Annotated in this window: 14 protein-coding genes and 1 CRISPR repeat array; of the genes, 12 read left to right on the top strand and 2 right to left on the bottom strand. The window is 50.1% G+C overall.

Annotation, left to right across the window (positions count from 1 at the left end; translation table 11 throughout):
* Positions 1–4: 4 nt before the first annotated feature.
* Genes cas3g through cas2 form a run of 7 tightly spaced genes read left to right on the top strand, consistent with a single transcriptional unit; the run spans position 5 to position 11,367 of the window.
* Positions 5–2,737: a type I-G CRISPR-associated helicase/endonuclease Cas3g gene (gene cas3g, locus K365_RS0113110; protein WP_024334928.1), complete on the top strand. Its 2,733-nt coding sequence runs from the start codon at positions 5–7 to the stop codon at positions 2,735–2,737.
* A 30-nt stretch (positions 2,738–2,767) separates the two neighbouring features.
* Positions 2,768–4,987 carry a type I-G CRISPR-associated protein Cas8g1/Csx17 gene (gene cas8g1 / locus K365_RS0113105; RefSeq protein WP_024334927.1) on the top strand — a complete coding sequence of 740 codons (2,220 nt, stop codon included), beginning with the start codon at positions 2,768–2,770 and terminating at the stop codon, positions 4,985–4,987.
* Between the two features lie 44 nt (positions 4,988–5,031).
* The gene (gene cas7g / locus K365_RS0113100; RefSeq protein ID WP_024334926.1) at positions 5,032–6,120 is read left to right on the top strand and encodes a type I-G CRISPR-associated RAMP protein Csb1/Cas7g; all 1,089 of its coding nucleotides are present in this window, start codon (positions 5,032–5,034) and stop codon (positions 6,118–6,120) included.
* A 32-nt stretch (positions 6,121–6,152) separates the two neighbouring features.
* The gene (gene csb2, locus K365_RS0113095) at positions 6,153–7,949 is read left to right on the top strand and encodes a type I-G CRISPR-associated protein Csb2 (protein WP_156887724.1); all 1,797 of its coding nucleotides are present in this window, start codon (positions 6,153–6,155) and stop codon (positions 7,947–7,949) included.
* Positions 7,946–9,382 carry an RNA/DNA-binding domain-containing protein gene (locus K365_RS0113090; protein WP_029725290.1) on the top strand — a complete coding sequence of 479 codons (1,437 nt, stop codon included), beginning with the start codon at positions 7,946–7,948 and terminating at the stop codon, positions 9,380–9,382. The genes csb2 and K365_RS0113090 overlap by 4 nt, the downstream gene beginning before the upstream one ends.
* On the top strand, positions 9,379–11,058 hold the full coding sequence (locus K365_RS0113085) for a CRISPR-associated endonuclease Cas4/Cas1 (protein WP_024334923.1): 1,680 nt from the start codon (positions 9,379–9,381) through the stop codon (positions 11,056–11,058). The genes K365_RS0113090 and K365_RS0113085 overlap by 4 nt, the downstream gene beginning before the upstream one ends.
* Positions 11,059–11,079: 21 nt before the next feature.
* The gene (gene cas2 / locus K365_RS0113080) at positions 11,080–11,367 is read left to right on the top strand and encodes a CRISPR-associated endonuclease Cas2 (RefSeq protein WP_024334922.1); all 288 of its coding nucleotides are present in this window, start codon (positions 11,080–11,082) and stop codon (positions 11,365–11,367) included.
* A 205-nt stretch (positions 11,368–11,572) separates the two neighbouring features.
* Positions 11,573–13,798: direct repeats of the CRISPR family, unit length 37 nt; unit sequence GTTTTCCGGAGCATATCAGCTCCGGCCCCATTGAAGC.
* A gap of 276 nt (positions 13,799–14,074) precedes the next feature.
* Here the strand turns inward: cas2 and K365_RS0113070 are convergent.
* On the bottom strand, positions 14,075–14,272 hold the full coding sequence (locus tag K365_RS0113070) for a hypothetical protein (RefSeq protein WP_024334921.1): 198 nt from the start codon (positions 14,270–14,272) through the stop codon (positions 14,075–14,077).
* Between the two features lie 1,470 nt (positions 14,273–15,742).
* Between K365_RS0113070 and K365_RS0113055 the strand changes: the two genes are divergently transcribed.
* The 5 genes from K365_RS0113055 (at position 15,743) to K365_RS0113035 (ending at position 21,359) form a co-directional block, all read left to right on the top strand.
* Entirely contained in the window at positions 15,743–16,135 is a 393-nt protein-coding gene (locus K365_RS0113055) for a universal stress protein (protein WP_024334919.1), read from the top strand.
* A complete protein-coding gene (locus K365_RS0113050; RefSeq protein WP_024334918.1) occupies positions 16,135–17,046 on the top strand; it encodes an ArsR/SmtB family transcription factor in 912 nt (303 codons plus the stop codon). Before K365_RS0113055 ends, K365_RS0113050 begins: the two co-directional genes overlap by 1 nt.
* A gap of 28 nt (positions 17,047–17,074) precedes the next feature.
* Complete coding sequence (locus K365_RS0113045) at positions 17,075–18,511, top strand: mannose-1-phosphate guanylyltransferase/mannose-6-phosphate isomerase (protein ID WP_024334917.1); 1,437 nt, start codon at positions 17,075–17,077, stop codon at positions 18,509–18,511.
* A 79-nt stretch (positions 18,512–18,590) separates the two neighbouring features.
* Positions 18,591–19,121, top strand: coding sequence for a YqgE/AlgH family protein (locus tag K365_RS0113040; RefSeq protein ID WP_006964879.1), 531 nt, complete (start codon positions 18,591–18,593; stop codon positions 19,119–19,121).
* The gene (locus K365_RS0113035) at positions 19,122–21,359 is read left to right on the top strand and encodes a dynamin family protein (protein ID WP_024334916.1); all 2,238 of its coding nucleotides are present in this window, start codon (positions 19,122–19,124) and stop codon (positions 21,357–21,359) included. It begins immediately after the preceding gene.
* On the opposite strand, the gene K365_RS0113030 is transcribed toward K365_RS0113035, so the two are convergent.
* Positions 21,336–21,845, bottom strand: a complete 510-nt coding sequence (locus K365_RS0113030; protein ID WP_245569173.1) for an HD domain-containing protein — start codon at positions 21,843–21,845, stop codon at positions 21,336–21,338. The two genes, K365_RS0113035 and K365_RS0113030, sit on opposite strands and share 24 nt — an antisense overlap.
* Between the last annotated feature and the right edge of the window lie 73 nt (positions 21,846–21,918).

Genomic DNA, 21,918 nt, shown 5'->3' with positions numbered 1-21,918 from the left:
CAAGATGACTTTTGCCGATTTTTTTCAGGCAGCAACCAGGAACAAGCCCTATGGGTATCAATGCAGACTGGCCTGCGGAAGCGGTGCCGACCCGGAAAAACCGGAAACATTGACCGGGGGAGTTGCCTGTGCCTCTCGCCTCATTGATATTCCCACCGGGCTGGGCAAAACAGCTGCCGTTGTTTTGGCCTGGCTTTGGAACCGAATTTACTTGGGTGATGAAACCTGGCCCCGCCGGCTGGTGTATTGCCTGCCCATGCGCACCCTTGTGGAGCAGACCGCAGGGGAAATTGAAAACTGGTTGAAAAGACTTGCAGACCGGGTTCCTGAAGGCGACGAACAGGAACAGCTCCTTTGGCTTTGTGACCATTCTCCGGTGATTCTCATGGGAGGTGAAGAAAACGATGCCGCTCGCCGGGAGTGGGATATTTATCCTGAAAAACCTGCCATACTGGTGGGCACCCAGGACATGCTGCTCTCCCGGGCACTCAACCGCGGCTATGGCATGGCCCGGGCAAGATGGCCCATGCATTTTGCCCTGCTCAATAATGATGCCTTGTGGCTTCTTGATGAAACTCAACTCATGGGGCCTGGCCTTTGGACTTCCGCCCAACTTGATTGGCTTCGCAATGATCGATTCAAACCGTTGCGTCCATGTGCAACGTGGTGGTTAAGTGCCACCATCGGCAAAACTTTTCTTGATACAAAAGATCGGCAAAACGCGACAAAAGCAGCAACTTTAGAGCCTCTTGCCGACACTATTAAAATATCATCCAGCGAGGATGCTAAACTTACCATTCTTAAAGCCGAACGTCCCGTTGAGTTTTGGACATCCATAACAAAAAAAAGCAAAGGGAAAGCAAAAAACAAGGACTCCAACCATGATGAAATTTTTATCGCTACACTCTCTCAAGCCATCTGCAATGAACATCAACCTGGCTTTTTAAGCCTTGTTGTATGCAACAAGGTTGATACAGCTCAAACAATTTTTAAAAGTTTAAAACTGTTGGCAGGCGAAGTCGAAATTGTTCTGCTAACTTCACGTTTCCGGGTCCAAGATCGACGAAGATATATCGACAAGCTTCTTGCCTTCGAAGATGCGAGAAAACAAGCTGTTCGAGAGCAAAGACCTTGTGACCATCCCGGTCTGATCTGTGTCAGCACGCAAGTCGTTGAAGCTGGCATCGATGTTTCCGCCCGCCGTCTCTGGACAGAACTCGCACCTTGGCCTTCCATACTTCAACGTCTTGGCCGCCTGAATCGCGACGCCACTCTCAATAACGAGGCGCATGCTTTTGTCTTTGAAATCCCGATAGAAAAATTTGCTCAGGGAAAAAGTGTTTTCGTTGGCCCATACTCAGAAGAAGACATTAAGGATGCTAAAAAAATCATCTCAGTTTTGTCAAAACAATGTGTAGAAAACCCGGACAAACCCATACGCAAGATTATCGATCAACTTAAATCCGACAAGTCAATAAACGAACGTATTGAAAAATCTCTCCAACCCAAGCCAGAACCTTTCCCCAGAGCTTATGATCTTCATGGGCTTTTTTCAACCGAACCCGATGCCTTTGGAGGCTTTACCGATGTCAGCCCATGGATTCGCGGCACCGACACCAACGCCGATGTTACAGTGTTCTGGCGTGATTGGGATGAGACCAGAAAACCTCTTAAAAGAGTCAAGACATCCGAACTCATCGGTCCGACCTTTCAGCGCCAGGAAGGATGTGCCGTTACTGCATTCAAGCTGCACTCCTTTGTCGAAAAAACAAAAATCGCCTATGTCTGGAACGATAAGGAAGATCAATGGGAAGCTATCCGCAAAAACGATATCTGTCCCGGCATGGTGATTCTTCTTCCCGCAGGATCGGGGGGATACTCCGAAGAAATCGGCTGGACGGGAAATAGATCCGACAGGTTCTCTACCGTTCCACTTCCCGGACCTTATGATGCCGATGGAGACAGAGACACTCTCGTCGTCACAAAATTGCAATGGGTTTCTCTGGAAGACCATTCGACCGGTGTCTCAACTGAAGCAACACGTATCGGAGCGGATATTGGTTTGCCACCAGCCCTGCAAGCAGCACTTTTTAGTGCAGGTGCGTTGCACGACATAGGAAAATCCCTTTTACAATGGCAGGAGGCTCTTCCTGAAAACAGACCTGACAGGACAACCCTTTGGGCCAAAGCACCGCGTTTTGCAAAACGGGCCAACATGCGCCATGAAGCAGCTTCCGCCCTGGCGTTATGGCATCGTTATTACCGCGTCCGCACCGCCAGATTTCCTGCGATTACCATTTATCTGGTTGCTGCTCACCACGGACTTGTCCGAACGGTATTGTCTTCCCGTTCTACCAGACCGCTTCCAAACGTTGCCGGTATTCCGATAACGGACCCTCCGCTGGCTCTCTTATGGGGGAAAGATGTTGAAGAGGACTGGCCGCTTGATTTCAATTGCGCTCAAGACGGGACAAATGGAGAATTTTCCGAAGATGCAGACGGAAACCTCCTTTTTACACCTGCGGCCCCGGGATGGACAGCGCTTGTGGCCGATCTTCTCGGTGGTTGGGAAGCAAATGCCCCTTCAAACACTGCTGGTGCTGTCCCTGAAAATGATGCAAATGAACCTCATTCCCTGAACCCTTTTAACCTTGCATGGCTTGAAACCCTGCTCCGAGCAGCTGATTGCCGTATATCAGCCATAGAGCCCGGTTTTCCTGAACCCACGATACCTTAGCATGCGTTTAAAAATAATTTGGAGCATGATATGAATATACATTCCCAGCCCTTAACCGTCATTCGCCTTGCCGGTTTACATTTAGATACTCTCGGCCACTACTTTGCCGCACTTGGTCTGTTACGTCTTTCCGCCCGTCAGTGGCCCGCCGTTAAATGCTGCTGGCGGGATGGTGTTTTTTGTCTTATCGGCGGACCGAAAAATTTGACTGAACTTGAAGCATTTCTCCTTGATATTGGCGCAAATGATAAATGGACTCCCTATGTGCTGAATCGGCCGAAAACCCCTTCTTCTGCCAAACCGGATATTAAGGGAAAAGACGTTGCCCTCTGGCTTGCCCAAGAAACAAACGAAAGAGAAGCTTTATTGGGCATGTCTCACGTTGTGGGAGGAGGCAGACGTGATTTTAACCCCATATTCGGCAGTGGCGGCAATGCAGGGAAACGAAATTTTTCCAAAGGTTGGCAAAAAGCAAGAAAGGCTGTCGAGGCAAAAGACTCTGTGCCTCAATCAAAAAGGAATTTAAAAAAGCAAGGGCACTCTACAACCGATTCCTTATTTCCAACCGCAGAAAAAGCAGCAACAGAAATACCGTCGACTGTCCGATATGACCTATCTGCTTTTTTGGCTGGCAAAGCCTGCTCATTTTTAGCTGATTTTGGAGCCGCCAGCTGGTTTAGTGCGGCAAATAAAATTTATAATTTCAGACCTGACAAACCATTCAGTAAAGGCCAACTGACGCCTTGGGCAATGCTGTTTGCCTGTGAGGCGTTCCCATTGATTATAGGCTCAACTTCCCGGCAGATTGGTTCTCTACGAAAGGGAACCGGTGCATTCCCTTTTGTCACCAAAGGCCCAGCACCGGTAAATGAAAAAGAAACCGGCACTGTTGAGGCCGAATTTTGGGCGCCTGTCTGGGGCAATCCGCTCTCACTTCCCGAAGTGTCTTCGTTGTTCAAGCGCGGCCGCGCTGAAGTCCAGGGGCGAGGTGCGATTACATCTGCGGCCTTTGCCGCCGCAATTCTTCAGAAGGGAATAGACACTGGGTTAAATGAGTTTCGTCGTTTTTCACTTTTGCATACAACAAGCGCCCAAACTTTTGAATCACGCCTTGCCTCAGTTCATACGCTTTACACTGATGTAGATACGTTCCAGGCAGAAGCTGTAGCCAGAATAATTCATTTCCGCGACACGCTTCCTCCAGAAGAAAAAAAAGGAACAAAGTGGAAATATAGAGGGTTACAAGGCCCTATCGATAATGCTCTCATCCACCTTGCCGAAACGGGGGTAAACAATGAACAGCGTGTTGAGTCCTCTTGGCAACTGCTGGATGCTGTTTTTTCCTCAATGGAAAAAACAGCCAACAATAAAATCTACCGCGAGCGGGAACCATCACTCGCCTTGCTTCCTGTTTCCTGGGTGATTTCGTTACTTGCAAACACTCTCGAAATCACACAGGAGGTCAGGATTGCACTTGCGCTATCAACGATTCACTATACCACACCACAGAACGGATCTTCTGTCAGAAATAAAAATGACCAGTTAGCCCCACTTCTTGCCTACTGCATTGGCGTTGAGCCAGCCTGGAAAAATAGCTGGCATACAATTAAAATTGCCAAGGATATTCCTTTACGAGTTGTATGGGGCCAACGCAAGCTTGTAGAAAACCTTTGTGCGGTTATCCGCCGCCGGGTTTCTATTGAATCTGACGCTGGTTCTGCTCCGCCTTTCAGCGCAAGGCTGACTCTTTCTCTGGCTGATGTTTTGGCCTTTTTAAATCATGAAGTTGATGATTCTTTGATTGATCGATGGCTGACCCGCTTCATGCTTTTTGATTGGAGCAGCAATATCTCCTCAAAAGAATACGGCAGCCTTAGAAATGTTTTACGAAATACGTCCTCATACAACCCATTATTGCCGGAAGATCTTCTTTATGTTTTTTTCCGTCCTTTGTTCCATGCTTATACTTTTTTACAGCTTGGGCATGATGAGACTTCCGGTATGCGGCCGCAACCCACTGCTAATGCAATCCGTCAGATTGTTGCCCTGCTTGAGCGGGGTGACTGTGCCGCAGCCTATCAGGCGGCTGCGAACCGCTATAAAACACTTTTGCAGCCCATTTCTGATTTTGGAAAAAACAGTTTCAATATTTCAGAGCCGCGCCGGTTTCTTGCAAGCCTGCTGCTGCCTGCATCTCCGAAAAGAATTGCCGAAACCTTTACACGATGGTGTCTTCCAACAAGGGGGTAGGACAATTGAGCCATTACCATTAACTATAAATAAAGGACAGAAACATGAGTAATCAAACGAACGTATCAATTTTTCCCGAAAAGTATCTCTCCGATCAACAAAACCGTCTTGTTATTATGGCGGCTCTTGCACCCGTGGCCGGAAAAACTCGTTTTCAGCCTGCCGGTTTTCCAGAAATAGGGCATGTTATCTACAGCACTCCTGATAACCAGAAAGTGTGCATTGTGGACAGTGCCGCCAGTATGGCCAACCATCTTGAAACGGTTTGTGTTCAAGGCTTTGATCTAAGCCTTGTTGATGAACTTGACGGCCTTCCCTACGTCAAATGCATTATCGGACAAAACCGTGATGAGCTTGTTGCTACATCTTTATCAGAGGGCCACCGCCTCGCCTCATACTATTTTCTTAACGGCAACCGTGTGATTAACAACACAATTGAAGAAAAGAAATTTGGTGAAGTTCTCCTTGCTGATGAATTCAGACTTCGAAATTTGGCAAAAAAAACGCACCCCTTGCCGGCGCAGTGGTGGAATGTATTCAGCGCTATTTTTCGCTATGATCCAAATTCGCTTGTTCACGGCATTCTCTTCCCTGCAATGGGAATAAAACTTCCCCGCGTTCTTACTGCGACATTAGATGCATTTGGCGCTGACCGTATTGCAACTTCGGGAGTAAAATTTGACAAGATCTCTAAAAAAGATCCAAAAAATCCAGGTCAGGCAATTTTTTCGAAAGATGAAGAATCCGCATCCGAAATCAGAGCCACCTTTACGATTGACTTATCACTGATCCGCTCGTTCGGGCGTGGCAACGAAGGTCTTAATGATGCTCAAAAACAACTTATTTTGGGGTTTGCACTTTGGAAAATCAAAAAGCTGATTGGTTCTTCATTTCGATTCCGATCAGAATGCGATCTGGAACTGACCGGTCTTCAAATTGACGGCAAAGTCTCCAAAGTCTCTGATCTTGCAGTGGATATCGAGACCCTTATAAAAAATGCGGGATTTCAAGATCCAAGGGTCACAGAAATTTATTGGGACGAAAATGAATTGTTTAAACCGGCAAAAGATATTCCTGAGGACGGGAGTGAAGATCCCGATGATGGAGACGACCAATCTGACGAAGACGAATAATTTCCCGGAGATAAATTATTATGAGACTTCTCATGCAACAAACCTTCCCGGTTGGGCGTTTCCATGCAACTCCATGGAGAGCCTTTCCGTTTGATGATCCCTACGGCGAATGGCCGCCAAGTCCATGGCGGCTTCTTAGGGCAATACTGGCCCGAAGTTTTCAACTGTCCCGTGAATTCCCAAAAGATAGTGAGGAAGAACACGAGCGGCTTAGAGAACTGCTTGTCCATGCCTTTTGTACAAGTAAAATTTCCTGGCAACTGCCGACGCAGTCCTGGCGAGGACCTGGGATACAGCAATACCATCCAGCTGATTTCGAATATTCTCATCCTTCACCTCGAAAATTTAAGGTCTATGATTATAGAGAGGAATTTCGTGATGGCACATTGGATATTGCTGATCTTGGTCATGAACTTATAAAATTTTTCACTATCTATAAGGACAAGAGCAAAAAGGACATACTGGAATTTTTCAACGAAAATATGGAACTTGTCAAAATGGAGCCTGATATAGCGCCAGAAAAGGTCAAAGCTCTTAATGACCTCATAAGAAAAATGAAATTAACTGCAAGGAAATACAAGCACTATTTTCCTGATGAAAAATCCTATACTGCTACCAAAGTCAAAGATAACTTTTGGCTCACACCAGAAAACACCTCACCTCTGTTCTGGATTTTAGACAGTGATCATTCTCTTTGGAAGCCTGATCTCCTCATCCACCTTGATGACTGCCTGGCACGAATGACATACTTCGGCCGTGCGGAATCCATTACATATATTGAACGTATTCACGAGAATCTTGATATTGTTGCCAACTGTTTCTTGCGTGACAGCCGCACCACAGTTGCCGTGCCTGTGCTTTGCCCGAAAGCTAACGCTACCCTTGAAGATGTCGGTTGCATGACCAACGAAAAAAAAGTTGCAAATTCGACAATACCTCCAGGCGCAGTCTGGAAATATGCCGAACGACCGTTGATAACAAAAAACAAGAAGCCCCAAAGACCCTCTAAAAAGCTTCTTCCAACGACCGTATTACAATTTGCCATTGGGGGACGGGTATTTCCACCGCTTAAATTATGGCTTCGGGTTACGGAAAGGTTTCGTGGCACAATACTTCAAAAAATTGCTCAAAACCAAACAGGCAATCAAAAAGCTCAATTTTATGAATTGTCGTCCGATATTCGCGAAAATTATTCCCTGCTGACTGGGAAAGGGGAGAACGGAGTGCGGCTGACCGGACACAGACACGCAGCGTTTTTTCTCATTCCTGACGAGGAAGTAAAACCCACACGTCTTATCTGTTATCGAAAAAAACCGTTTACATCTGAGGAACAGATGGCAATTCTTTCTGCTTCCGAGGTGCCACTTGCGTGGGATTATAGAGGGAACCAATGGAAATTACGTCTGGTACCATTGTCTAAAGAAACCCCTTTGCCGTATGAAAAAGATATTTTTGGTGAATCCAGGCTTTGGGAGACACTTGTTCCTTATGTTCCTCCGCTTCATGTTTTTCGTCAAAATGGAAAGCCGAAACCTGGTGCTGAGGTCGAAAATCAGGTAAAAAGTAATCTTGAAAATTTAAACCTTCCACAAGCGGAGATTTCTTTATTAGATGAATCAAGTAATTCGGTTCAATGGATGAAAGTACATCGACCACGTCGTGAAAGAAGGTGGCAAACAAATGATGATAAGCGGGGGTATCGAATCCGGTTAAACTTTATTGTTCCAACTAAGGGGCCAGTCTTTATTGGGAACAGTTCTCATTTCGGCCTCGGCCTTTTCGCCCCGGTGCCCGTTGATGGTTCAACCCAATTGAAAGGCAACGTATGAGTACTTTATTCCCGCAGCAGGAAGGTATCTCCCTTGAGTATAAAGAGGCAGCGGACAGCCTGCCGAAAACCTTTTTTGAAACCGTGTGTGCCTTCCTCAACCGGGATGGCGGTCTTGTCGTTCTTGGTGTTGCCGATAACGGGGTGGTGACCGGCGTGAATCCGGATGCGGTCGGACGGATTATGGCTGATATTGCCAATCTTTCCAACAATCCGCAGAAACTGGATCCGCCGTATCTGCTTTTTCCCCGGAAGGAAACCATCGATGGCAAACAGATCATCCGCGTTCAGGTGCCGTGCAGCTCACAGGTGCATCGCTGTAACGGCGAGGTTTTTTTGCGTAATGAAGATGGGGACTACCGGCTCAGGGATCCGTATCAGATAGCGGGACTCGTGAACCGGAAGCTTAGCTTTTACACCGAACAGCGTGTGATCCCCTGGTTGGGCATGGATGATTTGAACCCGGCGCTTTTTGACCGTGCACGGGATTTGTTCCGCCAACATCACGGCAGTCATCCCTGGCTTGGCATGGACAATGAGGGGCTTCTGCGTACCGGTGGCTTTATCCGCAAGGATGTGTTGTCGGGAGAGAAGGGCTATACGCTTGCCGCCGCTCTGATGTTCGGCACGGACTCCACCGTTGGGCAGGCAGCCCCGGGCATGTCTTTTGACGCTCTTTTACGCCGCCGCAACCGGGATCGATATGACGACCGTCTGCTTCTGCACACCAATCTGATTGAGATCTTTGACTTATTGATGGGGTTTGTGGAAAAGCATCTGGATGATCCTTTTTTCATGGAAGGTGCCCAGCGTGTGAATTTAAGGGAGCGGATTTTCCGTGAACTGGTCTCCAACCTGATCGCCCACCGGGAGTATACCAGTGCGGCTCCGGCATCATTGACGATTTTTTCCGACAGGGTTGTCTTTTCCAATCCCCATGTGCCCCATAAGCTGGGCCCCATTGATCCGGCAAACTTCACCCCTTTTCCCAAAAATCCGGTCATCTGCAATTTCATGCTGCAAATGGGCCGTTATGAACAGGCAGGTTCCGGTGTGTACAATGTCAGCAAATACCTGCCGCATTATACCCCGGGTGCCGCCCCGCTCTTTGAAGAGTTGAGTGATCGATTCACAGCAACCATTCCCTTACCGGGAAAAGGGGCTGTCCCCGAAGTCACCCCCGAAGTCACCCCCGAAGTCACCCCCGAAGTCATCAGTCTCCTTCAGGTGTTGGGCGGTGAGATGAGCCGGCGGGAAATTATGCGCAAACTCGGCCTTGCAGATGAAAAACATTTCCGGAAACACTATCAGCAGCAAGCGGTCAAAGCCGGGCTCATCGAATTGACCATTCCGGAAAAACCCACCAGCCGTCTGCAGAGATACCGGCTTACCAGACTGGGCCGGGCTGTTGCCGAAAAGGATCGAAAATCATGAATCACACGGCCCCCCTGATCCCGGTCCGCATAGTCAACGAGTATGTCTATTGCCCGCGTCTGGCATACATGATGTGGGTGCAGGGGGAGTTTGCCCACAGTGCGGATACGGTGGAAGGAAAGATCCGGCATAAACGGGTGGACAAACCCGGTGGCAGACACCCGGAAACAGCCGGGGAGGATACCGGAGAGATCCATGCCCGGTCAGTGGCATTGAGTTCTGAACATCTGGGGATCACAGCTAAAATTGATCTGGTGGAAGGCCAGGGCCGGAAGGTGCAGCCGGTGGACTACAAAAAAGGAAAGCGGCCCCATGTCGCGGCCGGGGCCTATGCGCCTGAACGGGTCCAGGTCTGCGCCCAGGGCCTGCTGCTGCGGGAACACGGATTTGAAGCCGGCTCCGGCATCCTCTATTTTGCCGGGTCAAGGGAGCGGGTCCGGGTGGAATTTGACGAAGCCCTTGTGGCGGAAACCACCCGCGCCATTGAGGGGCTCAGGACCGACAGCGCCAAAGACAAGCCGCCGCCTCCGCTCATGGACAGTCCCAAATGCGCCCGCTGTTCGCTGATCGGCATCTGTCTGCCCGATGAAATCGGTTTTCTTGCCCAACAGCGTGAAGATATCCGTCCCATCTATGTGCGGACGGAGAACGCCTTTCCCCTGTATGTGCAGTCACCAGCCAGCTATGTGCGCAAGGACGGCGGTCAACTGGTCATCGAGGAAAAAAGGGAAAAAATTGCCGAGGTCCGTCTCAAGGACACCTCCCAGGTGGTATTGTTCGGATACTGCGGCATGAGCACCCCGGCCTTGCATGAATGTTTCCGGCGGCAGCTGCCTGTGACCTATATGAGTTACGGCGGCTGGTTCATCGGCCACGGCATGGGCACCGGGCATCATAACGTGCAGACCCGGACCGCGCAGTACCGGGCAAGTTTCAATGAGCAGACCTGCCTGAACCTGGCAGCCGGCCTGATCCAGGCCAAAATTCAGAACTGCCGCACCTTGTTGCGCCGCAACTGGAAGGCATCGGACGATGCAGGGGACAAGGCACCGCCCCAGCTGCTCGGGGCCTTGAAAAGCGACATGCAGCAGGCGGGGCGGGCAGTTAGTGTGCAGACGCTGCTGGGCGTGGAAGGCAGTGCTGCCAGGCGCTATTTTGAACATTTCGTTTTCATGATCTCCCCTCAAAAAAATGAGGAAACACAAGGGTTTGATTTTTCCGGCCGGAACAGGCGCCCGCCCAGGGACCCGGTCAATGCGCTGCTCTCCTTTGCCTATGCCATGCTGGTCAGGGAATGGACAGTGGCTTTGTCGGCAGTGGGTCTTGATCCTTACCGGGGTTTTTACCATCAGATGCGTTTTGGCAGGCCCGCGCTTTCTCTGGACATGATGGAACCTTTTCGTCCGCTGGTGGCTGATTCCACTGTGATTACAGCGATTAACAACGGAGAGGTGAGCAAAAAGGATTTTATCACCACCGCTTTTGGCTGCAATCTGAGTCCCCGGGGAAGAAAAGCCTTTATCGCCGCCTTTGAAAGAAGGCTTTCCCAGGAGGTCACCCATCCCGTTTTTGGGTACCGGCTCAGCTACCGCCGGCTTTTTGAGGTCCAGGCACGGCTTTTGATCCGGTATCTGACCGGGGAGGTCAAAGAATACCCGACCTTTGTTACCCGTTGATCAAGGCAGGGGAAAAGTGATATGGAACATGTTTATCTGGTGTGTTATGATATTTCCGACCAGAAGCGGTGGCGGAAAATCTACAAGACCATGAAAGGATATGGGGCATGGCTGCAGCTGTCGGTTTTTCAATGCCGGCTGAACAAGGAGGATCTGCTGAAAATGACCGATACCCTGACGGAAATCATGCATTGTGATGAAGACAATCTGATCATTATCGATATCGGTGTGGCTGAAACTGTTTCTTTCAAAGTGGCAAGCTATGGAAGACCTTTCCAGCCCATAAAGCACAGCGCTGTGGTTATATGATTTTTTTTGCCGGGAGCTTTCGAGCGGTCCATTGATGCAATCGGCTCCGGGAGCACTCGAAGCGCCTGTGTTCTTTGACAATTCAATAAAAAAGGATGAATTTTATGTCCGGAATTGCAAAAAAGGTTCCGTTGGGAATCGCCATGTCCGACCTCTCGCAAATACCGCAATTATCCTTTTGTTTTAAAAGGGTTGCGAGCGGGCTGTTTTCCGGAGCATATCAGCTCCGGCCCCATTGAAGCTGATACATACCAAACACCCGCCAGGCTTCCAGGAGGGTTTTCCGGAGCATATCAGCTCCGGCCCCATTGAAGCGCTGAGAAAAAGACCATACCCGAATCCGTTGAAAGTGTTTTCCGGAGCATATCAGCTCCGGCCCCATTGAAGCTACCAAGATTAGTTGCCGTCACTTCAGTTACTGTAGGTTTTCCGGAGCATATCAGCTCCGGCCCCATTGAAGCGGTGTCTGATACTTCGGCGCGCTCCATTGCTTAACCTGTTTTCCGGAGCATATCAGCTCCGGCCCCATTGAAGCTTTCCATCCCGTAAGTTACTGCTAACCTACTTCCACGTTTTCCGGAGCATATCAGCTCCGGCCCCATTGAAGCTACGTACAAATCCGGCTTCAAGGAAAATATCGTCATGTTTTCCGGAGCATATCAGCTCCGGCCCCATTGAAGCTTATACCTGGGGGGGATGAACTGTTGACATTCATCGGTTTTCCGGAGCATATCAGCTCCGGCCCCATTGAAGCCAAACGTCGTCGGGCATCCATGAATTTGCGCCGGGGTTTTCCGGAGCATATCAGCTCCGGCCCCATTGAAGCGTATTTTTTACATCCCAGGCACGGCAAACAATTTGACGTTTTCCGGAGCATATCAGCTCCGGCCCCATTGAAGCCAAGGTCCAGATGTTCCAAAGACAAGCCCTGAATATGTTTTCCGGAGCATATCAGCTCCGGCCCCATTGAAGCTTGGGGTATCAAAAAAGGTCTGTCCCTGCTCGGCCGGTTTTCCGGAGCATATCAGCTCCGGCCCCATTGAAGCTTCATTGGTTGGTGTCGGTTTTTATACAACCGGGGCGTTTTCCGGAGCATATCAGCTCCGGCCCCATTGAAGCTTATCCATCGTTTGTAGTGCCTTGTTCATATCCTTAAGTTTTCCGGAGCATATCAGCTCCGGCCCCATTGAAGCGGTTCTTCCCAGGTGGCACCAGATCCGCCGGAGTGGGTTTTCCGGAGCATATCAGCTCCGGCCCCATTGAAGCTGGTTATTCTCTGAAGAAGCTAAGTGTTTAGGTGATGTTTTCCGGAGCATATCAGCTCCGACCCCATTGAAGCAAATATATTTCCAATTATCCCCTTTGAAAATAATCCTGTTTTCCGGAGCATATCAGCTCCGGCCCCATTGAAGCTAATACAACTCGTGGGGAAGGTTTTGCAACTGGTGGTTTTCCGGAGCATATCAGCTCCGGCCCCATTGAAGCTTCTTTGACACAGAAACATCTGGCTTCATTAACAAGTTTTCCGGAGCATATCAGCTCCGGCCCCATTGAAGCCCGTACTGTGCAGCCGTTTCTCTGCTTACACATCCAGTTTTCCGGAGCATATCAGCTCCGGCCCCATTGAAGCTGGGTATACACTGTTGATACCAGCGGAAACAAAAGGTTTTCCGGAGCATATCAGCTCCGGCCCCATTGAAGCGCATACGTCAATCTCCAAACACCTCAGAAGCAGAAACGTTTTCCGGAGCATATCAGCTCCGGCCCCATTGAAGCACGAGGATTAGGGGCTGTCATGAATGCGCTGGCATGTTTTCCGGAGCATATCAGCTCCGGCCCCATTGAAGCGCCGGACCGGCGCAAGGCCCCTACCCCTGAAAAGGGTTTTCCGGAGCATATCAGCTCCGGCCCCATTGAAGCACCGGCAAACGTCCAGTTTCCTGGCCTCTGGCCGCCGTTTTCCGGAGCATATCAGCTCCGGCCCCATTGAAGCGGTCCGTCAATGCGTCCCTGGCAGTGATCAGCTGCGGGTTTTCCGGAGCATATCAGCTCCGGCCCCATTGAAGCTGATGTGTATTCTAACAGCTATGGCAAAATAATTACGTTTTCCGGAGCATATCAGCTCCGGCCCCATTGAAGCCTTCGGTAAATTCCAGCTCATCGTCTGAAAATGTGGTTTTTCGGAGCATATCAGCTCCGGCCCCATTGAAGCCAATCTTGGTTCAATATCAAGTCGAAGTGTCAGTTTGGTTTTCCGGAGCATATCAGCTCCGGCCCCATTGAAGCTGGCAATGAAAATTGTGATCCCAGGGCTTGCCGATGTTTTCCGGAGCATATCAGCTCCGGCCCCATTGAAGCGATTTTAAGGTATGCGGCGTTTTCATCCCTGGGGAAGTTTTCCGGAGCATTTCAGCTCCGGCCCCATTGAAGCACGCTGGCGGCAATACCCGCGGAAAACACCTCTCCAAAGGCCAAGTTGGACAAATCCCCGTACATACCCTTTTAGATTCCGTACCCGGTGGCAAACAAACTGGTCATCTCGGCGGTGGTGGATTTTGTGGCCTTGCCGGTCAAGGCCGCCAGCTTGGTGAATTCGGCAGCCCCTTCATCGGATAGCGACGATATCCCGGATTTGATGTCATACGCCGCACTGATGAACTGATCTCGGGTGGTGCCGGCCCAGCGGTTGGAACACCCGGCCCCGGCCTCATCCAGAGCGGCAAGGTCCCGAACCCCCGACAGACGACAGTTCCTCCAGGGCTTTTTGCGGCGGCACCGTGGCCGAAACAGTGCCGGTCAGCAGACTGAGCAGCCCGGCCCCGACAGTAAACACCACCAGGCCGTACCGCTTGAATTTTTCAAACGCCGACCCCAGGGCGAGCACCTTGCCCTTGAGCGTGTCCATGCCGTGCCCTATTTTGGCACTATACTAGGCCCGGTCACCCGGTCTACCACAGACAGCAGGATGCCCAGCTTAAAAAATGCTTTCCATTTGACTTGGCTCCTTTCATCCGATATCCTGATTGTATGGGAATTTTTCTTGGCATATGCATCGCTTTTTCATTCCTGGCCCTGGTTTTTGCCGCCGGCTTTTTCATCTTTGCTGTGATCTCAAGCCTGTTCAGCGGCCCGGGCCGGTTTAAAAAAGGCCTTATAGCGGCTGTGCTCGGCATCCTTTTTTTCAGCGCCTAGCATCTCCCCCGAGTGCCCTGGCAATGGTTGCGGCCATGATATCCGTCTGCCGTTCTTCCTGCCATAATGCCTGAGCCCATTGCACCATGAGTTTTCCGGAGCATTTCAGCTCCAGCCCCATTGAAGCGGCGCAGAGATAGACACCGCCATGAGCTCAGGTACAGATTCGCGGATGAAAATGTCGGGCATGTCAGATTGTTTATTTCCAGCGAATCCCTTTGCCTGTGCGGGATACGGGCAGATATCATTTGAGGAGTGTCGGAAATGCCAAATTTTGCATTTCCGACACTCCTGTTTTTCTGAACCATCTGATCAGCCTGGAAACAGTTGGTATAAGGGCGTTTCCACCGGAAATAAGCCCATGCCATTTTTTTTATGGACTGACAAAATGACCCATAAAATAGGTAAATGAAAAAATATCAATAATGCCATATATAGCATTATTGATATTTTCAATTTGCAAAGGTGCAGAAAGTGAGGCCGATCAGGGGCATACAAATAATCTGCCTTTATGACAGTACTGATAATTCCCCTTTAAAGGATCATTATCATGGTCGATTTGTCCTGAAGTGAGGTTTGCAAATGTTGAATTATTGCAGGACTATTTGGTAACACGCTTTTAATATTCATGTACTGAATACAGCTTGAGAGAAGACTGTGGTGTTTTGGTCATTACCGGGGTTTTTCTGAATTTAAAAATGAATGGAAAGAGGCTGAAGGTAAAGCGTATTTCGTGAATAGTGATTCAGAGGGCTATCTTAAAGTTTCCTTCTTCGGTGGTTTTGATACAGACAGCTTGATTTTTGTGCAGCACAACTAATATCTGAACATAAGTATCGTTCCTGCATATTCCTAAACAAAGCTGCTTCTCGGCCCAAGTGTTCAAACTCTGGGAGAAGGTATAGGATAGATGTCAGCAAATATTTGCCGCATTATACCCCGGGTGCTGACCTGCTCTTTGAAGAGCTGAGTGACAGGTTCTCTGCAACCATTCCCGTCCCGGGAAAAGGGACAACCCCCGAAGTCACCCCCGAAGTGGGCATCCGGTGTCCAGATATCCTGAAAACAGTTGAATGGAAATCTTTCTTGATTATATCAATCATTTTAGATATAGTTATTCAGTATGGTTGATTTGATTCGGTTTTTCAACCGGTTCCGTTAATTTTGATGGAGAAGAAAAACGATGAAAATTCTGGTGGGATATAAAGGTGTCAATGTGGGAAAGGACCTGATAGAAATTGCAGCCCGTCATGCCCGGGCGTTTGACGGGCAGGTGATCGTAGTGACGTCCATGAAAGGGGGGGGCAATACGGACCCAATGGAAGTCAAGGCGGCGGAAGACAATCTGGAAGGAATCAAGCCGTTTTTTAAAGAAAAAAATATCCCCTGCGACACCCATCTGCTGGTCAGGGGCATGGAACCGGGCGAAGATATTGTGGCATTTGCTGAAGAAAACAAGGTGGATGAGATCATTATCGGTGTCCGGAGCCGGTCCAAAGTGGGAAAACTCCTGTTCGGGTCCACATCCCAGGTGGTGATTCTGCAAGCCAACTGCCCGGTGGTGACGGTTAAATAATGGAAGTGATTCGACAGTTCAAAGCGCTTTCCGACCCCACCCGGCTTCGATTGCTTCATATTCTCAATGAAGTGGAACTCAACGTCAATGAAATCGTTTCCATTGTGGACATGATTCAGTCGGGAGTTTCCCGGCATTTGAAAATTCTGCTGGAATCCGGCCTGCTGGTGGCCAGAAAAGAAGGCAGTTTCATGTATTACAATGCCAATATGGATCCTGAAAACCGGTCATTGATCCAGCTGGCGTGCTCCCGGATCCAGAACGACCCGGTATGCGCGCAGGATATTGAAAAGGCCCGGCAGATCATCATGATCCGCAAAAACAGAACCAAACGGTTTTTCAGTACTGTGGCGCCCCAGTGGGAAGGTCTGAAAAAGGAAATCCTGGGCAGTTTTAATTTAAATGCAGTACTGAAACAGCGGATCGCGGCGCGCCGGGGTGTGGCGGATTTAGGGTGCGGCACAGGAGAGCTTCTCGGCCAGCTGGTCCGGAATCATAAGGGCATGCTCATCGGTGTGGATGCCTCCCCTGAGATGCTGGAACAGGCCCGGATCAAACTGCCGGATATGCCGTCCATTGAGTTGCGTCTCGGAGAGGTGGAACATCTGCCCATGAAAGACCAGGAAGTGGATACCGTGGTCATGAGCATGGTGCTGTATCATATTCTTCAGCCGGAAAAAGCCATCCAGGAAGTGTTCCGGGTGCTCAAACCCGGGGGAATGCTGATTCTGGCTGATTTTGACCATCATCATCAGGAACAGATCAAGGAAATTATCGGCGGTACCTGGCTGGGATTTACAAAAGACCAGGTGGAAACCTGGCTGACCAAAAGCGGATTCCAATTACAGTCCACAGAACGGTTTGCCGTGGAGCGGGGATTGCACATCCATGTGTTTTCCGCTGGAAAATGAATTTTTCATGAAAAATTAAGGAGACACCATGACAGTGCCCGTTATTCTGGCAGGCGGTTCCGGCACAAGGCTGTGGCCCCTGTCCAGGGAACTTTACCCCAAACAGCTGATCAATATGTACAACCGGCATACCATGCTCCAGAACACGGTGCTTCGCCTCAGCGACCTGGAGGGGATGGATGCCCCCCTGATTGTATGCAATGATGTGCATCGGTTCATGACTGCGGAACAACTTCAATTGATACAGGTGGTCCCCAGGGCCATCATTCTGGAACCGGCGGCGAAAAATACGGCCCCGGCCATTGCCCTGGCCGCTATTCAGCTGACCGCTCAGAATCAGGACCCGGTGATGCTGGTGTTACCGGCTGACCATCGGATCAATGACGTGTCCGCGTTTCACCGGGGTATCGAACAAGGAAAAACCCTGGCGGATGACGGATATCTCATCACTTTCGGGATTGTACCGGATACGCCTGAAACCGGGTACGGGTATATTCAGAAAGGGGATTCTTTAAAAGACAATGTCTGCCGGATTCAGCGGTTTGTGGAAAAGCCGGACCTGGACACGGCCAAATCTTATCTGTCTTCCGGGGATTACTGCTGGAATTCCGGCATGTTTATGTTCAAGGCTTCCACCATTTTAAAGGAACTGACGCTTCTTGCTCCGGATATGGTGGATATCTGCCGCAGGGCTGTGGCCAATGGGCGGCAGGATCTGGATTTTTTCCGGGTGGATCACACGATTTTCGAACAGATTGCCGCAAATTCCATTGATTATGCCGTGATGGAAAAAACCGAAAAAGGCGTGATGGTGTTTCTGGATGCAGGTTGGAATGACCTGGGATCCTTTGATGCCCTATGGCAGACCGAAAAGAAAGATACCCATGCCAATGTGATCAAAGGCGATGTGCTGGTCCATGATGTGACCGATTCCTACATCAACGCTCAGAGCCGGCTGGTGGCTGCGGTGGGTCTGGATTCCGTGGTGGTGGTGGAAACCGGGGATGCCGTGCTGGTGTCTCCCAGAGACCGGGTTCAGGATGTCAAACAGATCGTGAACCAGCTCAAATCCCGGGGCCGTAAAGAGTCCATCACCCATGCCAAAGTGTATCGGCCCTGGGGAGATTATGAGACCATTGATCAGTCTCACCGGTATCAGGTGAAACGGATTACGGTGAAGCCCGGTGCCAAGCTGTCGCTGCAAAAACATTTTCACCGGGCCGAGCACTGGACCGTGGTATCCGGATCAGCCATCGTGACCCGGGGGGAAGAAACCCTGCTGCTCAAAGAGGATCAGTCCACCTATATTCCTCTGGGAACGGTTCATCGCCTTGAAAATCCCGGAAAGATCCCGCTGGAACTCATTGAGGTCCAGTCCGGGCCGTATCTGGGAGAAGACGATATTGTCCGGCTGGATGATGTTTATGGCAGAGAGCATGAAAAAGAAAAGGTTGCAAATCCATAAAAAATATTTAAAACTGCCGTTTTAAACACACATGTGCATGGAAAAAGCAGAAAATAAACACTAAGTTTGGAGCAGGTCTATGGCTGACATGATTTCTGAAACCATGAAAGGTAAATTTCTTCTGGCAATGCCCGGACTCCCGGACCCCAATTTTGCCCAGACGATTACCGGCATGTGCGAACACAATGAATCCGGCGCGTTGGGATTTATCATCAATAAAATCCATCCCCTGCTCACCGGACGGGAATTGTTTGAAGACCTGAATATCACGTTTGACCGCAGTGTGGATACGCTGGACATCTACCTGGGAGGACCGGTGCAGCCGTCCGGGGTGTTTGTGCTTCACGGTCCGCCCTTTACCTGGAATGAAACCCTGCAGGTAACGGACTGGCTGGCCTTGAGCAATTCCCGGGATATTCTGGAAGCCATTGCCGTTCAGAAAGGACCGGCCGATTTCATGATCATGCTGGGATGTGCGGGCTGGGGACCCATGCAGCTGGACAATGAACTGCATGACAATGCCTGGCTGACCTGTCCCATGACCCGGGACATCATGTTTGGAACCAAGTGTGACTTAAGATACGAAAAAGCCATGATGCTGATTTCCTGAATGACCACGTCCAATGATACATATCCGCAGGTTGCGGCCATTGTTTCCGATATTCTGTCGGTGATCGATACAATGGAAACCGTTCCACCACTGGCGGACGACATGCTGGAATCCGTTAAAATCCGTTGTGGCAAAATTCCTGAACAGATACAATCCAACCGGATTAAAATTGCCGTGGTGGGAGTGATCAAATCCGGAAAAAGTACATTGATCAATGCCATGACCGGAAAAGAGGTGGTGAAGCGGGGGGCCGGGGTGGTCACGGCAGTCACCACCCGGATCCGCAAAGGCAAAAAAAACCGGGCCGTCCTGTTTCTCAAATCCTGGGATGATATCAATCAGACCCTGAAAAATGTGCTGGAGATGTTTCCCCAAGATGACACCTCTTCCTTGAATGTGAATCCGGAAACCTTTGATTTGCGGCGAAAAAAGGATCAGGATTTTTTAAAACAGGTGTATGGCAAACTGGTTCAGGCGTTTCCCGTCACGGACCAGGGAATCCGTCCCGAGACCCTGGTGATCCGCAATGCCCTGCAAGGGTATGACACCTGCAAGGATCTGGTGGGGGCGGACCGGGAACAGCTGGTTTTTGAAGGCCGGCAGTTTTCGGATCACAAACTATTCACCGGCGATGCAGCCAATGCCTTTTATGTGGCGGATGCCTGTCTTGAACTGTTCGGTAAAACCCTGGATTCCCGGGTTGAACTGGCTGACTGCCAGGGGGCGGATTCCACAGATCCCGGCCAGTTGAGCCGGGTGGTGACCTACCTTCAGCAGGCCAACCTCATTGTTTACTGCATCAGCTCCAGAACCGGACTGCGACGGTCGGATATGCGGTTTTTAAAGATTATTCAAGGTATGGGACTGCTTGAAAACATCCTGTTTGTGAATAACTGCGACCTGTCTGAACATGAAACACTGGATGACCTGCTGGCCAGTGAACAGAACACGCGCCAGGAGCTTTCATTTTTGCTTGCTTCACCGGAGCTGTATTCATTTTCCGCGCTCATGCGCCTGTTTTGCGCCATGGAAAAAAAATTGAGCCGCCGTAACCGCAAACGCCTGGCCCTGTGGCAGGAAGATCCGGTCATGACATCCTGGTGCAATGAAAACGCTGAACGGTTTGATGCACGCCTGTCCGGACTGCTGTCCCGGCGGCATCACCGCCTGCTGGTGTCCAATCATCTGGAGCGGTTGTTTCACATGTGCACCGCCCTGGAAAATAAAGCGCGCCTGTTTCTGGATGGATTGAATGCAACCGGGGATGACCGGGAACAGACCCGAAAAAAGATCGCCCGGATCAAAGATAATGTCAAGCAGCTTGAAACCATCGTGAAAAACGCCGTTCCGGGCGCTGTGGCCGGCCTGACCCGGGAGCTTGAAGCCGATCTTGACAACGCGTTTGCCAAAGATGCCGGCCGGATCCGTAAAAAAATGGTGGCGTTTGTGAACCAGACGCCGCTGGATACATCCTTGTATCAGAACCGGTTAAAAGAACTGGGGATCAAAAAAATACTGTATCTGATGTTCCAGGATTTCAGAAGATCCCTGGACCTGTTTGTGATGACCGATATTCTGCCCGACATCCACACATTGGCGGCCCGTCAGGAAGACAGGATACAATCGTATTTTCAATCACTTCTGGATACCTACCGCATCGATCTTTCAAAAATTTCCCTGGCCCCGGGTCAGTCCGAAGACACGAATATCCAGTTTCAGATGGCGGCCCACCAACCGGCACTGGATCGTTTTGTGGATGTTCAGGCCATCAAGAAGATTTTAGGACTGACTTTGCCGGACATCACCATGATGCCCCGGTATTCGGGCCGGATCCAGACCCATGCCCTGACCGGCCTGGGCATTACGTTTGTCACCCGGTTCTTTCGTGCTTTGGTTGACAAACAGCAATCGTTTTCATTGAATTCCGGGTTTGACGTTGCCGCCCGGCGGATCAAAAAACAGACCCTGCAGGGGATCGATCCCCAGATCGAGCAATTTCATCTCCGGTTGAAAAATCAGTATTTCATGCCGCTGATCCGGGCGGTGACCCGGGATGTCACTGACAAGATCCATGAGCGGTTTTCTTTGTATCGATCCCTGGATATGGATCTGGATGAAACAAGGGCGGTTGATCAGGCAAAAAAGCAGGCCCAGCAGGAAAAAGTGACCGGCATGGTGACCCAGCTTCAACAGATTCGCCGGGATATTCTGGGATTAAAAGAAGCGGATGTCCATTAGCACCCGGTCTGCCAACTGGTCCGGTGAAAAGGAAATCCGGCGGAACAATTTGTTTTCCAGTGTCCGGGTCATCCGCCACATCCCGGCAATCCGATCTTGCAGATCTTGCAGATGGCCGTAAGTATCCTGAATATATTCCAGTCGTTGGGCAAGGGACACGATGGTGTCGTGAAGTACCCGTTTGTCCGCATAATTGACGATTTCCTGTTCCGTGACAGGCGTGTTTTCCTTCCAGTCATCCAGGATGACATGCTGGCGGATGATGTTTCCCACTTCCGGATAACCCAGGGTTTCGAGCAGGTTTCCGCCGGTTTCAGAATGCCGTTCCCCGGTTTTAAAACTGCGGGTTTTGGTGATATCGTGGAGCAGGGCTGCGGCAGTGGCCAGATGAATATTCAACAACGGCGTGGTCTGGTTCACATGCCGGCACAAGCACAACGTGACATTGCCGACCATGATGGAATGATCGATAATATGGTCCATCATTCCCATCTTCCGGATGATCTGAAAGCATTGGTTGTGAGAGGGTATTTTCATAAAATTCTGTTGCAGTTATACG

The sequence above is a fragment of the Desulfotignum balticum DSM 7044 genome, assembly GCF_000421285.1.
Lineage (GTDB): Bacteria > Desulfobacterota > Desulfobacteria > Desulfobacterales > Desulfobacteraceae > Desulfotignum > Desulfotignum balticum.
The sequence above is the reverse complement of the archived record's forward strand: the minus strand, read 5'-3'. Positions and strand labels throughout refer to the sequence as shown.

Excerpts from the sequence above, each read along its gene's own strand:
- cas3g (WP_024334928.1), top strand. The coding sequence starts at position 5 with ATGACTTTTGCCGATTTTTTTCAGGCAGCAACCAGGAACAAGCCCTAT.
- cas8g1 (WP_024334927.1), top strand. The coding sequence starts at position 2,768 with ATGAATATACATTCCCAGCCCTTAACCGTCATTCGCCTTGCCGGTTTA.
- cas7g (WP_024334926.1), top strand. The coding sequence starts at position 5,032 with ATGAGTAATCAAACGAACGTATCAATTTTTCCCGAAAAGTATCTCTCC.
- csb2 (WP_156887724.1), top strand. The coding sequence starts at position 6,153 with ATGCAACAAACCTTCCCGGTTGGGCGTTTCCATGCAACTCCATGGAGA.
- K365_RS0113090 (WP_029725290.1), top strand. The coding sequence starts at position 7,946 with ATGAGTACTTTATTCCCGCAGCAGGAAGGTATCTCCCTTGAGTATAAA.
- K365_RS0113085 (WP_024334923.1), top strand. The coding sequence starts at position 9,379 with ATGAATCACACGGCCCCCCTGATCCCGGTCCGCATAGTCAACGAGTAT.
- cas2 (WP_024334922.1), top strand. The coding sequence starts at position 11,080 with ATGGAACATGTTTATCTGGTGTGTTATGATATTTCCGACCAGAAGCGG.
- K365_RS0113070 (WP_024334921.1), bottom strand. The coding sequence starts at position 14,272 with ATGGACACGCTCAAGGGCAAGGTGCTCGCCCTGGGGTCGGCGTTTGAA.
- K365_RS0113055 (WP_024334919.1), top strand. The coding sequence starts at position 15,743 with ATGAAAATTCTGGTGGGATATAAAGGTGTCAATGTGGGAAAGGACCTG.
- K365_RS0113050 (WP_024334918.1), top strand. The coding sequence starts at position 16,135 with ATGGAAGTGATTCGACAGTTCAAAGCGCTTTCCGACCCCACCCGGCTT.
- K365_RS0113045 (WP_024334917.1), top strand. The coding sequence starts at position 17,075 with ATGACAGTGCCCGTTATTCTGGCAGGCGGTTCCGGCACAAGGCTGTGG.
- K365_RS0113040 (WP_006964879.1), top strand. The coding sequence starts at position 18,591 with ATGGCTGACATGATTTCTGAAACCATGAAAGGTAAATTTCTTCTGGCA.
- K365_RS0113035 (WP_024334916.1), top strand. The coding sequence starts at position 19,122 with ATGACCACGTCCAATGATACATATCCGCAGGTTGCGGCCATTGTTTCC.
- K365_RS0113030 (WP_245569173.1), bottom strand. The coding sequence starts at position 21,845 with ATGATGGACCATATTATCGATCATTCCATCATGGTCGGCAATGTCACG.